The organism is Pontibaca methylaminivorans (genome assembly GCF_900156525.1).
Taxonomy (GTDB): domain Bacteria; phylum Pseudomonadota; class Alphaproteobacteria; order Rhodobacterales; family Rhodobacteraceae; genus Pontibaca; species Pontibaca methylaminivorans.
Genome location: NZ_FTPS01000001.1, coordinates 758672 through 772000, shown reverse-complemented (window position 1 = coordinate 772000; position 13329 = coordinate 758672). Strand labels below are relative to the sequence as shown.

The window sequence follows — 13329 nt, the reverse complement described above, 5'->3', positions numbered from 1 at the left end:
ATCCGGGGAGGCCGAACCGTTCCGGTCTGACGGTCCGGGATCAGTTCTTTTCGCGGTCCACCATTTTGCCGGCCGAGATCCAGGGCATCATGCCGCGCAGCGTTTCGCCGACCTTTTCGATCTGGTGGGCGTCGTTCAGGCGGCGCGTTCCCTTGAAGAACGGCTGGCCGACCGCGTTTTCCTGCATGAAATCGCGCACGAACCTGCCGGACTGGATGTCGTCGAGCACGGCCTTCATCCGCGCCTTGGTCTCGTCGCGCGGCAGCACGCGCGGGCCGCTGACATATTCGCCGTATTCGGCGGTGTTGCTGATCGAATAGTTCATGTTGGCGATGCCGCCCTCATAGATCAGGTCGACGATCAGCTTCACTTCGTGCAGGCATTCGAAATAGGCCATCTCCGGCGCATAGCCGGCCTCGACCAGGGTTTCGAAGCCCATGCGGATCAGTTCGACCAGACCACCGCAGAGCACCGCCTGTTCGCCGAACAGGTCGGTCTCGCATTCCTCGCGGAAGGTGGTCTCGATGATGCCCGAGCGTCCGCCGCCGATGGCCGAGCAGTAGGACAGGCCCAGTTCGAGCGCACGGCCCGATGCGTCCTGCTCGACGGCGACAAGGCAGGGCACGCCGCCACCCTTTACATATTCGCCGCGCACGGTGTGGCCGGGGCCTTTGGGGGCCATCATGATCACGTCGACGCCGGGCTTGGGCTCGATCAGGCCGAAGTGGATGTTCAGGCCGTGGGCAAAAGCGATCGCCGCACCTTCGCGCAGGTTGTCGTGGATATGCTTGCGGTAGGTTTCGGCCTGGAGTTCATCGGGCATGGTGAACATGATCAGGTCGCACCATGCGGCGGCCTCGGCAATGCCCATGACCTTGAGCCCTTCGGCCTCGGCCTTTTTCGCAGAAGCCGACCCTTCGCGCAGGGCGACGACGACGTTCTTCGCCCCCGAGTCGCGCAGGTTCAGCGCATGGGCATGCCCCTGGCTGCCATAGCCGAGGATCGCCACCTTCTTGTCCTTGATCAGATTGATGTCGCAGTCGCGGTCATAATAAACGCGCATGGCACAACTCCTTTTTCGGTTGCTGTCGGCGCTGTTTAGCCAGAACAGGCGAGAAAGGCGATTGTCCGCCGCCATGATTTCCGCCAAAATGCGCAATATCAATTCGCGATACTGCAGTTTTCCGGGTGTATCATGCTTGATGACATCGACCGCCGCATCCTGCGCCAGTTGCAGGCGGATCCGGCGCTGTCCACGGCCGACCTGGCGCAGCGTTGCCGGATCACCGCCGCCACCTGCTGGCGCCGGCTTGAACGGATGCAGGCGGGCGGGATCATCAAGGGCCAGCGCGCGGTGATCGACTGGCATGCGCTTGGCTATGCGGTCGAGGTTTCGTTGCGCATCGCGCTCGACAAGACCCGGCCGCTCGCCTTTGACGAATTCACCGCCGCCGCGCGCGAGGTGCCCGAGGTGCTGGAGATCCAAAGCTTTCTCGGCCGCGTCGATCTGCGCCTTTCGGTCATCGCCCGCGATCTGGTCCATTACCGGCAGATCTACCGCGAGCGCATCCTCACCCTGCCCCATATCGCCGATGTGGAGGCCCTAATGCTGATTTCACGCGTGAAGAACGAAGAGGCGCTGCCCGTATGAACGGAACCGGCGGGCCATGATCGACCTCGACGATATCGACCGCCAGTTGCTGCGCGCGCTGGTCCGCGATGCGACGCTGAGCGCCGGTGCGCTCGGGCGGCGCTGCGGGCTGTCGCAACCGGCCGCCTGGCGGCGTCTGCGCCGGCTGCGCGACAGCGGCGCGATCAACGGGCGCCAGCTCGTGCTCGACCGGGCGGCGCTCGGCTTTGGCGTGACCGTGTTCCTTGGCATCAAGCTCGACCGCAAGAGCCACGTGAGCCTCGAGGATTTCGAGCGCGCGGTCAGCGCCATCCCCGAGGTGCAACTGGTCGAACATGTGCTCGGGCGTTTCGATTACCGGCTGCGCATCGTTGCGCGCGACCTGGCGGATTTCGAACGCCTGCTGCGCCGCCGGATCATGACCCTGCCCGGCGCCGGCGAGGTCGAGGCGAACGTGCTGCTGAGCGAGGAGCGGCTGCCCGGCCCGCTTTGACGCATCGGCGGGCCGTGACCGGCCGATTGTGACCGCACGGAAACATCTTTGCAATATCCATTCGTCCTCGCTAATGATCTTGCAACGAACAACATGGAGACTGCAATGGCACTGCTTGATACTGTCGATCCCGAGGGCCTTGAGGAATTCTCGGTCGTCTTTACCGACCGCTCGCTCAACCATATGTCGAAGACCTTCCAGAAGGTGATGAACGACATTCAGGACATCCTGAAGGATGTCTACAAGGCTGATGCCGTTGCCGTGGTGCCGGGTGGCGGGACATATGCGATGGAAGCGGTCGCGCGCCAGTTCATGCGCGACGCAAGCACGCTCGTGGTGCGCAACGGCTGGTTCTCCTACCGCTGGACCCAGATTTTCGAAACCGGGGTCAAGACCCGCGAAAGCCACGTGCTGAAGGCACGCCAGACCGGCAATGACCGTCCGGCCCCCTTTGCGCCGGCCCCGATCGAGCAGGTGACGAAGGAAATCCGCGAGATTCGTCCCGACGTGGTGATCGCCGCCCATGTCGAGACCGCCGCGGGTGTGATCCTGCCTGCCGATTACATCACCGCCATGGCCGAGGCGGCCCATGAGGTCGGGGCGCTGATGGTGCTCGACTGTATCGCCAGCGGCGCGGTCTGGGTGGACATGAAGGCCACCGGCGTCGATGTGCTGATCTCGGCGCCGCAAAAGGGATGGAGCGCCTCGCCCTCGGCCGGACTCGTGATGCTGTCCGAGCGCGGGCTCAAGCGGCTCGAAGAAACCGAATCCGACAGCTTTTCGCTCGACCTCAAGAAATGGCGCCAGATCATGGTGGCCTATGAAACCGGCGGTCATGCCTATCACACGACCATGCCGACCGATCCGCTGCGTGCCTTCCGCGATACCATGCTCGAAACCCGCGACTACGGTTTCGACAAGCTGGAACAGGCGCAGTGGGATCTTGGCAACGGCGTGCGGGCGCTGCTGCGCGAACGCGGCATCACCTCGGTCGCGGCCGAAGGTTTCGGTGCGCCGGGCGTGGTCGTCAGCTATACCAACGACCCCGACGTCAAGAGCGGCTCGAAATTCCTGGCCGAAGGCATGCAGATCGCGGCCGGCGTGCCGCTCGCCTGTGACGAGCCGGCGGATTTCAGCACCTTCCGCATCGGCCTGTTCGGCCTCGACAAGCTTTACGATGTCGACGGCACCATCGAGCGGCTGAAGAAGGTGCTCGACAAGGTTCTCTGATCAGAAAGAACGGACCGGCGCGCGTCACATCAGCGCGCGCCGAGCCCCATCCGCATCAGCGCCCGGCGCAGCGGCGGCAGGCCATAAAGCGCATCAAGCCCGAGCGCCCGCGCGTCGCGCAGCGGCCGCGCCCCTGCCATCGAGGCGCGGTTCAGCAGGTCGATCCCGTGCACCCGCAGGCGGATGTCGCGAATCCGCGCGCGGTGATAGGCGTCGAGCATCGAGGCGCTGCCCAGGTCGGCGGGAGCGGATTCGGCCAGATCCAGCAGGGCGCGCAGATCCGCAAGCGACATGTTCAGCCCCTGCGCGCCGATCGGTGGCACCACATGCGCGGCCTCGGCCATCAGCGCAACGCGCTCTGCGGTCATGCGCGCCGCCTTCTGGCTGATGATCGGCCAGATGGTGCGCCGCGATGCCAGCCGCAGCGGGCCGAGGATCTCGCAGGAGCGCTCGGTCATCGCCGCTTCGAACTGCGCGACCTCCATGTCGAACAGGTCGCGCGCGCGCGGGCCGCGTTCCATCCAGATGACCGCCGAGGACGGTGCGCCCTGGTAATCCGGCAGCGGCACGAGCGTGAACGGGCCGCCGCTGCGGTGGATCTCGGTCGAGACGCTGTCATGGGCAACCGGATGATTGACCGCGAAGGCCAGCGCCTTCTGCCCGTAGCGGATCGTGTGCACGCCGATGCCGGCCGCTTGCCGCATGGGCGAATCGCGCCCGTCCGCGGCGATCACGAGGCGCGCGCGGATTCGGCTGCCGTCGCTCAGCGTGACGCGGGCGCTTTCGCTGCGGGTGAACAGGTGCGTGGTGCCGATGCCGGGGCGGAAGGTGACGCCGGGCAGATCGTCGAGCCGGGCCAGGCATTCCCGCCGCAGCAGCCAGTTCGGAAGGTTCCAGCCGAAGGGCAGGTCCGAAAGCTCGTCCGAATCAAAAGCGCGCGAGACCCGCGCTTGGGGCCGGGCGCCGCCGGCGTCGATGATGCGCATCACCTCGAGCGGCATGGCATGGGGCGCAAGACGGTCCCAGAGCCCGCAGCGGTCGAGCAGCGCGCGCGCCGGCTGCAGAAAGGCGGTGGTCCGCAGATCGGACCCGGCCGCGTCGCGCTCGGTGACCGGCGCGGCAGGATCGACGCAGAGCACGCGGAACCCCGCGCTGCCGAAACCGGCCGCGGCCGCGAGCCCGGCGATGCCGCCGCCGGAAATCAGGATATCGACCTCGTCCATGGTGCCTCCGCGCCGTTTGCGACGGCAGCATAATGCGGCGGCGGGATGCAGGCCAGCGGCAACGGCCGACGGCGCGCGGGCAGCCGCCTTCAGACCAGTTTTGCCAGGAACCCGCTCAGGTCGTCGGTGTGGTGGTGGATATGAAGCCCCGTGTCGCGTTCGGGGGCGACGTGAACGGTGCGCATTCCCATGGCATGGGGCTCGGTGAGGTTGCGGGGGTCGTCCTCGAACATGGCGGCAAGGTCGGCCTGCAGCCCGTCGCGGGCAAAGACGGTTTCAAAAGCCGCCCGCTCGGGCTTGGGACGAAAACCCGCATGTTCGACCCCGTAAACCGCGTCGAACACGCCCGACAGCCCGCGCGCGGCCAGCACCCGCGCCGCATAGGCCGCGCTGCCGTTGGTATAGACGATGCGCCGCCCCGGCAGGCCGGCGATGTGCCCGGCCAGCACCGCGTCGGGCACCAGCGTGTCAAAGGAAATATCATGCACATGGGCCAGGTAGGGGCCGGGCTCGATTCCGTGTTCCTGCATGAGCCCGGCAAGCGTCGTGCCGTAGCGGCGCCAGTAATCGTGGCGCAGGCGGTCGGCTTCGCTGCGGCCGAGCTTCAGCTTGTCCATGAGATAATCGGTCATGCGCGCCCGGACCTGGTCGAACAGCCGGGCCTCGACCGGATAAAGCGTGTTGTCGAGGTCGAACACCCAGTGCTTTACATGTGAGAAATGCGTGCGCGTCATGCCCCGTGATCTATGCCGCGGCGGCGGCCTTTGCAACGACCGGGCTTGATCCGGCGCGAATATCGCCGCTAGTAAGAGCGCGGTGTCAGGGGAGGCGCATCCTCATGGGAAATGTCAGCAAACAGCCGGCGGATGTCTACGAGATGATCGTGCGGGCCATCGACGCGGGGCTTTACCGTCCGGGCGACCGGCTGGTGGAAAGCGAACTGGCGGAGCGGTTCGGCGTATCGCGCACCCCGGTCCGCGAGGCCCTGCAGCGGCTCGAAACGCAGTCGCTGCTGGAGCGCGACGGGCGGTCGCTGATCGTGGCGACGCTCGATCACGATCAGATGGCCGAGCTTTACGTGGTGCGCCGCGAACTCGAGGGGCTGGCGGCGCGTCTTGCCGCCCGCCACGCCACCAGCGAAGAGGTGGCGGTGCTGCGCGAGATGGTGGCCGCCGACAACCGGCTGATCGAGGATCCGGTGGCGCTGTCGCGGGCGAACCGGCGTTTCCACAAGCAGATCCATCTGGCGTCGCACAACCGTTATCTGGTGCAGCAGCTCGATCTCGTCTATCGCACCATGGCGCTGATGGCGAGCACGTCGCTCGCCGCCGAAGGGCGGGGCCAGGTCGCGCAGGAAGAGCACGAGGGCATCGTGGCCGCGATCGCTGCCCGCGATGAAGAGGCCGCCGAAAAGGCGGTGCGCGCGCATATCTCGGATGCCTTCATGACCCGCCTGCGCCGCGATGCCGACGCGCGGGAACAGCAGGGCGGCTGAACCGGAACGCCGATTGTGCACGCCGCGTGCCCGGGCGCCCCGCCGCGGCAGGGGCGGGCGGTTCTGTTTCGGGCCATCGGCCGGCGGAACCGGGGCTAGCGCTTGCGGCCTTGCAGGGTCGTGAGAGAGGCTCCGCCGGGTCAGCGGCGGTGCGAAAACGGCAGGGTGGCCGACCCGCCCCGGGCGGCACACGGGCCTTGCCTTCGGGTGGCACCGCTGCGCGCCGGGAGTGAGGACAGCGCCGGAGAGGGTGCCATGAGGGTGATCCCGAGGACGGTAATCCCGATGCCGTGGTCCCGATCGGGCGCCGCGCGGGTTGCGCTCAGGGGATCGCTCCGACCGGATCCGGGCCCGGCACCGGCTGGGCGACCGGCTGCGCGGGGGAGCCGGTTTCGGGCGCGGCATGTCCGTGCTGGGTCTTGTCCCAGTAGAAGGGCCGCATGAGCAGTTCGTAAAGCGCCTTGTAGGCGGCGATGCAGCCGAGCGGGAAATAGAAGATCATCGTCGGCACGAAAAGCGCGAGAGAGCGCCGGCCGCCGCGCCAGACACCGGCCGCACCCAGGATGATCCCGAGGACTTCGACGGCCAGGAACAGCGCGCAAAGCCCCATCACTGTGGAGGATGCGAGCCCGGTCAGCAGCGGATGCGGCTGCCCGGCCAGGATCAGCCAGAACGACCAGAGCGCCGGGGCCAGCAGGAACTGGCTGAGCGTTCCGATGAAGAACGTCTGCACGCCGAGAAACCGCCACGGTCCGAGATCGCGCAGCAGCCCCAGCGGGTCGCGCATATGCACGAGATAGGTCACCATGAACCCCTTGAGCCAGCGCGAACGCTGCTTGATCCAGGGCCAGGGGCGGCAGTTCGCCTCTTCATAGGTGGTGGTCGGGATCATCTCGGTGCGATAACCGGCCCGGCAGAGCCGCACGCCGAGATCGGCATCCTCGGTCACGTTATGCGCATCCCATCCCCCCAGTTCCTCGAGCACGCTGCGGCGGAAGAACAGCGTCGTCCCGCCGAGCGGCACCACGAGGCCAAGCCGCGCGATTCCGGGCAGGATCACCCGGAACCAGGCTGAATATTCGATGGTGAAGCAGCGTGCGAGCCAGTTGGTGCGCGGGTTGTAGTAATCGAGCACGCCCTGCAGGCAGACGACCTCGGGCGGGGCGACGGCAAAGCGGGCGGCCACGGTCTCGATCTGGTCGGGTTCGGGGGCGTCCTCGGCATCCCAGACGCCGATGATGTCGCCGCGACAGAAATCCAGCGCATAGTTCATTGCGCGGGGCTTGGTCGTCAGGCCGCCATGGGCCGGAACCTCGATCACGCGGATCCAGCCGGGCAGGCTGTGTTCGGACAGCGTCGCCCGGGTCACGTCGTCTTCCTGTTCGAGCACGAGGATCACCTCGAGCAGGGCGCGCGGATAGGTCAGAAGGTCGAGCCGCGCCAGCAGGTCGCCAAGGATTTCACGCTCGCGAAACAGCGGCACCAGCACCGATACGCGCGGCAGGGGTTTGCCGGCGGGCATCGCGGGTGGCCCGGCATCGGGGATCGGGGCCAGGAAATTCGCACTCGCCGCGACGAGCTTCAGCACGGCAAAGAGCGTGAGCGACGCGACCGCCAGAACGCAGAGCATGGCAAAGACCTGCGCGGGCGCGAGCGCGAGCGCCAGCACCATGAGCACGAGCACCGCGGGCAGGATCGTGCGATTCGTATGGCGCCAGTTGCGGCAACTGTATTCGGGCGCGACCCGTTCGCTCGCCGAGGCCGCAAGATCCTGCGAAAACTCTGCCGCTATGGCGGCCGCGATCATCGCGTCACCCGCCAGGACCGGCGCGGTATCCCCGAATACGTCGCCAAGCGGTCCCCGAAGCGCCTCGAACTGGTCCGGCCGCGATGTCGCCACCAGCACGCGCCCGTCCTGGCGTTTCCACGGGATGACACGGTGATGCAGCCAGAATGACGACGGCAGGCTTCGGCAGAGCGACGATTCCGGCGGATCCCGGTGCAGGTCGGCGCGGGGCAGGCGGTGCTGCGCCGCGAGCGCGGTCTCGATCTGGTCCGGCTCGACCCAGCCCTCGGCCATAAGGATTTCCCCGATCGGGGCGTCCAGCGTTGGCTGCAGGCGCAGCGCCTTCAGCAACTGATCGGCGCGGATCGCGCCCATGCGGACCAGTTGACGCCCGAGCAGGACATGCACCCGCGGCGTTTGGCGCGCGGGCGTTGACCGGTCGTGAAACTGCAGAAGGGTCGCCATGAACATACCGGACGCAAGAACGAAACTCGCGCCAAGATTGAACAGGCTTTGTTAACAGGCGGTTAAAATGAGTGTGACGAACCTGCGCCGCCCCGCGATCAGGCGAGCGCGCCCGTCGCCATGGCCGCGGCAAAGCGCGTGAAGTGATGCAGGCTGTCGTGAGGGCCGGGGCTGGCCTCGGGGCCATGCTGGAGCGACCAGACCGCGCGGCCCTCGACCCGGATCCCGCAGTTGGTGCCGTCGAACAGCGAACGGTGGGTCTCGACCACTCCGGCGGGGAGCGAGCGGGCGTCCACCGCAAACCCGTGGTTCATGCTGGTGATCTCGACCTTGCCGGTGGCCAGATCCATGACCGGATGGTTCGTTCCGTGATGCCCGTGGGGCAGGCGCAGCACCTGCGCCCCGAGCGCCAGCGCGAGCAGTTGATGGCCAAGTCCGGTGCCGAAGAGCGCAATCCCCTCCTGCGCGAGCAGCGCGCGAATCAGGGGCAGCGCCGTTTCGGCGACAACGGCCGGATCGCCGGGCCCGCCCGACAGGAACACCCCGTCCGGCTTCAGCGCAAGCACCTCTTCGATCGTGGCGCTGGCGGGGACGACCTGCACCGCGCAGCCTGCGGAGACGAGCGCGCGCAGGCTGTTGCGCTTGGCGCCAAGGTCGATCACCACCACGCTATGCTGCGCGGTGCCGGCCTGCCCATAGCCCTCGGGCCAGGTCCAGAGCGGCTGCGTCCAGTCGTTCGCGGTGTTTGGTGCACCGGAGTCGGGTTGCGTGCCGGCCATGGCGCGTGCCGTGGCAAGCGCGGCCGTCGCGTCGATATTGCCGGCCGGATCGTGGATCAGCGCGGCGCCCGTCACGCCGCGGTCGCGGATGGCGCGGGCAAGGCGGCGGGTATCGACACCATGAATGCCGATCAGCCCCTTTTCCTTGGCCCAGGCATCGAGCGGCTGGCGGTTGCGCCAGTTGCTCGGCGCACCCGGCGCGCAGCCGAGCACGAGGCCGGCGGCTGTGGCGACACCGGATTCGTCGTCCTCGGGGGTGGTGCCGGTGTTGCCGATATGCGGAAAGGTAAAGACAATGATATGACCGGCGCTCGCGGGGTCGGTCAGCGCTTCCTGGTAGCCGCTCATCGCGGTGCTGAAGGCGGGGGTGCCCGTGCCTTGCCCGGTGGCGCCAAAGCCGTGACCCGGGAACAAGGTGCCGTCGGAAAGGGCGAGACAGGCGGTTGGCTTGGATGGGGCCATGGCGCGACTCTCCTGCTGCGGCGGGTGGTTGGCTGCGGTTTACGCGCAGGGCCGGATGTGGTCAACCCGCTCGCGCGCCGGTTTGTGCGGGTGGGCGGTTGCAAGGCGGTGGCGCTATCGCAGACGGTTGTCTTGTCCCGCGGGCAGGGATAATCTCCGCACCCCTGACTGGCCGGATGGAGCCCGAAACATGGATATGCGCACGAGGATCAGCGAGGCGATCAAGCAGGCGATGAAAGAAAGGGCCACGAGCCGCCTTTCGACGCTTCGCCTGATCAATGCGGCGATCAAGGATCAGGATATCGCTGTCCGCGCGCAGGAAGGCGACGCCAGCGTTGGCGATGCCGAGATCCTCGCGATCCTGAGTCGCATGGTCAAGCAGCGCATGGAAAGCGCGCATGCCTATGAGGAGGGCGGGCGGCTCGACCTTGCCGAACACGAGCGCGACGAGATCGGCATCATCAATGAATTCCTGCCCCGCCAGCTGACCGATGACGAGGTCGAGGCGGCGATTGATGATGCGATCACTCGGCTCGAGGCCGGGTCGATCCGCGACATGGGCCGGGTCATGGCCGACCTCAAGGCCCAATACGGCGGGCAGATGAACTTTGCCGTGGTCGGCCCCATGGTCAAGGCGCGGCTTTGCGGCGAATAGGCCCGCGGGCCGGCCGGTGGCGGGCTCAGCCGCTGCGGTGCAGCCGGATGTTCAGGTCGTCGTAAAGCGACAGGCGTTCGTCTTCGGACAGGAAGGCCCCGATCTCGACCTCGCGCCCGGCGCCGTGCAGCGTCACGTAATGCGGCACGGGGCCGTCGGCGTCGTGCATCTCGGCATGGACCCAGTAGCGGTTGCAGGCCCATTCCTTCCGCTCGCCATGGGGGTCGAGCCGGACCAGCCGCGCCATGTCGCCGGTCAGGGTCAGGATTTCCAGGATCTGCGTGTCGCGCCGGTTGCGGTCCAGCGCGAACCAGATGCCGCCGACCACGAGCAGCACGAATGGCAGCACGCCCCAGAGCACCGGAGTGCCCAGCAGCGCGACAAGCGGCAGCGCCATGAGAGCGAAGGTGATGCCGAGAAACCAGGCATAGCCCTTTGGCCGCAGGGACTGATGCGGCCAGAGATGAAGCTCCTGCACATTGCTGCCCGCTTCGGTCCTGTTCCAGTCGTATGGCATGATCAGACCACGAGCCTAGCACAGGCCGGCCGCCGGCGGAACGCCGTGCTGCACCTTGCGGTGCGGGAAAGTCACGGGCGGGGGAGAACGGGGGCGCGCTGCCCGTCTGCGCCCGAGAGCGCGTGCGGGGCCCGGCACGGATAAAGCCGCCAAATGGCGCCCGGCCCGAAATGACGATCCCGCCCGAAGCGGCTTCGGGCGGGATCATTTGTCGTGCTGGAAGTCTGCTCAGCCGGCCGGGTGCGGGTGGCGCTCCCAGTCCTCGGGCTTGGGCAGGTCTTCGAACGTGTGCTCGGGCAGCGGGGTGGGAAGGGTCCACTCCAGCGTGTCGGCATATTCGTTCCAGTAGTTCGGGCTGGTCACCCGCCGCCCCGCGAACAGCGTGTAGAACACGATGCCGATGAACAGTATCAGCGAGGCGAAGGAGATGAAGGCGCCGATGCTCGAGACATGGTTCCAGAAGGCGAAGCCCTCGGGGTAGTCGATATAGCGGCGCGGCATCCCCTGACGGCCCAGGAAGTGCTGCGGGAAGAAGGTCAGGTTCGCGCCGATGAAGAACATCCAGAAATGCAGCTTTCCGGCCCATTCGGGATACTGGCGCCCCGACATCTTGGCGAACCAGTAATAGACGCCGGCAAAGATCGCGAACACCGCGCCGAGGCTCATCACATAGTGGAAATGCGCGACGACGTAATAGGTGTCGTGATAGTAGCGATCGACCGAAGCCTGCGCCACGACCACGCCGGTCACGCCGCCGATGGTGAACAGGAACAGGAAGCCGATGGTGAAGAGCATGGGCGTCTTGAACTCGATCGAGCCGCGCCACATGGTGGCGATCCAGCTGAAGACCTTGATGCCGGTCGGCACGGCGATGGTCATCGAGGCAAGCTGGAAATAGGCCTGCTGCTGGAGCGACATGCCGGCCGTGAACATGTGGTGCGCCCAGACCGCGAAGCCGAGGAAGCCGATGGCGATCAGCGCCCAGACCATGCCCAGATAGCCGAAGATCGGCTTTTTCGAGAAGGTCGCGACCACGTGGCTGATGATGCCGAAGCCGGGCAGGATCACGATATAGACCTCGGGGTGGCCGAAGAACCACAGCAGGTGCTGGTAAAGCACAGGGTCGCCCCCGCCCGCGGCATCAAAGAAGGTAAAGCCGAAGTTGCGGTCCATCAGCAGCATGGTGATGGCACCTGCCAGCACCGGCAGCGCGGCAAGGATCATCCATGCGGTGACGAAGATCGACCAGGCGAAAAGCGGCACCTTGAACAGGGTCATGCCGGGCGCGCGCATGTTGAGGAAGGTGGTGATCAGGTTGATCGCGCCGAGGATCGAGGACGCCCCCGACAGGTGCACGGCAAAGATGATCAGATCCATCGACATGCCGCTGTCACGGGTGGAAAGCGGCGGATAGAGCACCCAGCCGACGCCGGCGCCGGTCTGGCCATCGCCCCCGGGCACGAACATCGACAGCACCGCCAGGCTCGTGCCGGCGACATAAAGCCAGTAGCTGAGGTTGTTCATGCGCGGGAAGGCGGCATCGGGCGCGCCGATCATCAGCGGCATGAAATAGTTGCCGAACCCCCCGAACAGCGCCGGGATCACCACGAAGAACATCATCAGGACGCCGTGATAGGTGACCATGATGTTCCAGAGATGCCCGTTCGGCGTGCATTCCCCGGCCGAAGGAAGCAGCCGCGCCCCCTCCATGCACATGTATTGCACGCCGGGTTCCATCAGTTCGAGCCGCATGTAGACCGACAGCAGGACCGCGATCAGCCCCACGAAGGCCGACGTGAACATGTAGAGGATGCCGATGTCCTTGTGGTTCGTGGACATGAACCACCGCGTGAAGAAACCGTGTTTTCCGTCCTGCCCTTGTTCTTGAATGGCTGCGTCCGCCATGGGGGCCTCCCGTTGAATGAATCTGTTCCGGCCTGGTTGCTGGTCGGCTATCACAATAGCTTTTAGAGTGGAGAACAAGATGCTTCAATGGTGGAGTTGAAGGTGCGGACAGGATATGGACCGGGGCCGCGGCGCCGGCCGGCACGGCCCTGCGATCCGGTCCCGTCCTCTTTCCATCCGCCCCGGCCCGGATATTCCGCGCCCCTAGTGAGAAAGGTTTGAGCCCATGGCTTACGATCCCGACAACATATTCGCCAGGATCCTGCGCGGGGAGCTTCCGTCGACGCGGGTTTACGAAGATGACGAGACGCTCGCCTTCATGGATATCATGCCGCGCGTGCCGGGGCATGTGCTGGTGATTCCGAAGACCCCCTGCCGCAACCTGCTGGACGCAAGCGCGGCCCAGCTTGCGGCCTGCATGGCGACCACGCAGAAGCTGTCCCACGCGGTGATGAAGGCGTTCGGTGCCGGCGGGGTCACGGTTCAGCAGTTCAACGAGACCATCGGCGGGCAGGAGGTGTTCCACCTGCATTTCCATGTGCTCCCGCGCCGCGAGGGGGACCGGCTGTTGCCGCCCGGGCACATGGGCGACCAGGAAGAGATCGCCGCCCATGCCGAAAAGATTCGCGCCGTGCTGGCCGAGGGCTGAACGCCCCTGATCGCGCTCCCCGCGCAGCCCGCCTGCAGGG

General features: G+C 66.4%; 13 protein-coding genes. 6 read left to right on the top strand and 7 right to left on the bottom strand.

All coding sequences use genetic code 11. The annotated features are described in order from the left end of the window. Positions 1-40 precede the first annotated feature (40 nt). The gene (ilvC, locus tag B0B01_RS03760; protein WP_076647599.1) at positions 41-1063 is read right to left on the bottom strand and encodes a ketol-acid reductoisomerase; all 1023 of its coding nucleotides are present in this window, start codon (positions 1061-1063) and stop codon (positions 41-43) included. Positions 1064-1195: 132 nt separating this feature from the next. On the opposite strand from ilvC, the gene B0B01_RS03755 reads away from it, so the two are divergent. The 3 genes from B0B01_RS03755 (at position 1196) to B0B01_RS03745 (ending at position 3353) form a co-directional block, all read left to right on the top strand. Continuing rightward, positions 1196-1651: an Lrp/AsnC family transcriptional regulator gene (locus B0B01_RS03755; RefSeq protein WP_076647596.1), complete on the top strand. Its 456-nt coding sequence runs from the start codon at positions 1196-1198 to the stop codon at positions 1649-1651. 16 nt (positions 1652-1667) lie between these two features. Further along, positions 1668-2123: an Lrp/AsnC family transcriptional regulator gene (locus tag B0B01_RS03750; RefSeq protein WP_076647593.1), complete on the top strand. Its 456-nt coding sequence runs from the start codon at positions 1668-1670 to the stop codon at positions 2121-2123. Between the two features lie 105 nt (positions 2124-2228). Then, on the top strand, positions 2229-3353 hold the full coding sequence (locus B0B01_RS03745; protein WP_076647590.1) for an aminotransferase class V-fold PLP-dependent enzyme: 1125 nt from the start codon (positions 2229-2231) through the stop codon (positions 3351-3353). Between the two features lie 29 nt (positions 3354-3382). Here the strand turns inward: B0B01_RS03745 and B0B01_RS03740 are convergent, their stop codons facing one another. Beyond that, the gene (locus B0B01_RS03740) at positions 3383-4576 is read right to left on the bottom strand and encodes a UbiH/UbiF family hydroxylase (RefSeq protein WP_076647587.1); all 1194 of its coding nucleotides are present in this window, start codon (positions 4574-4576) and stop codon (positions 3383-3385) included. An 89-nt stretch (positions 4577-4665) separates the two neighbouring features. Next, positions 4666-5310: a pyrimidine 5'-nucleotidase gene (locus B0B01_RS03735; protein WP_076647584.1), complete on the bottom strand. Its 645-nt coding sequence runs from the start codon at positions 5308-5310 to the stop codon at positions 4666-4668. Positions 5311-5414: 104 nt separating this feature from the next. On the opposite strand from B0B01_RS03735, the gene B0B01_RS03730 reads away from it, so the two are divergent. Then, a complete protein-coding gene (locus B0B01_RS03730) occupies positions 5415-6071 on the top strand; it encodes a GntR family transcriptional regulator (RefSeq protein ID WP_076647581.1) in 657 nt (218 codons plus the stop codon). Between the two features lie 322 nt (positions 6072-6393). Here B0B01_RS03730 and B0B01_RS03725 read toward each other — a convergent pair whose 3' ends face one another. Together B0B01_RS03725 and carA are read right to left on the bottom strand one after the other, a co-directional pair. Then, positions 6394-8322, bottom strand: a complete 1929-nt coding sequence (locus tag B0B01_RS03725) for a glycosyltransferase (protein WP_076650038.1) — start codon at positions 8320-8322, stop codon at positions 6394-6396. Between the two features lie 98 nt (positions 8323-8420). Next, complete coding sequence (carA, locus tag B0B01_RS03720; protein WP_076647578.1) at positions 8421-9563, bottom strand: glutamine-hydrolyzing carbamoyl-phosphate synthase small subunit; 1143 nt, start codon at positions 9561-9563, stop codon at positions 8421-8423. 190 nt (positions 9564-9753) lie between these two features. Here carA and B0B01_RS03715 point away from each other — a divergent pair, with 190 nt between their 5' ends. Next, positions 9754-10218 carry a GatB/YqeY domain-containing protein gene (locus B0B01_RS03715; protein WP_076647575.1) on the top strand — a complete coding sequence of 155 codons (465 nt, stop codon included), beginning with the start codon at positions 9754-9756 and terminating at the stop codon, positions 10216-10218. Between the two features lie 25 nt (positions 10219-10243). On the opposite strand, the gene B0B01_RS03710 is transcribed toward B0B01_RS03715, so the two are convergent. Continuing rightward, positions 10244-10735 carry a DUF2244 domain-containing protein gene (locus B0B01_RS03710; protein WP_076647569.1) on the bottom strand — a complete coding sequence of 164 codons (492 nt, stop codon included), beginning with the start codon at positions 10733-10735 and terminating at the stop codon, positions 10244-10246. 228 nt (positions 10736-10963) lie between these two features. Further along, positions 10964-12640, bottom strand: coding sequence for a cytochrome c oxidase subunit I (gene ctaD, locus B0B01_RS03705; RefSeq protein WP_076647565.1), 1677 nt, complete (start codon positions 12638-12640; stop codon positions 10964-10966). Positions 12641-12866: 226 nt separating this feature from the next. On the opposite strand from ctaD, the gene B0B01_RS03700 reads away from it, so the two are divergent. After that, positions 12867-13289, top strand: coding sequence for an HIT family protein (locus tag B0B01_RS03700; RefSeq protein ID WP_076647561.1), 423 nt, complete (start codon positions 12867-12869; stop codon positions 13287-13289). Positions 13290-13329 lie beyond the last annotated feature (40 nt).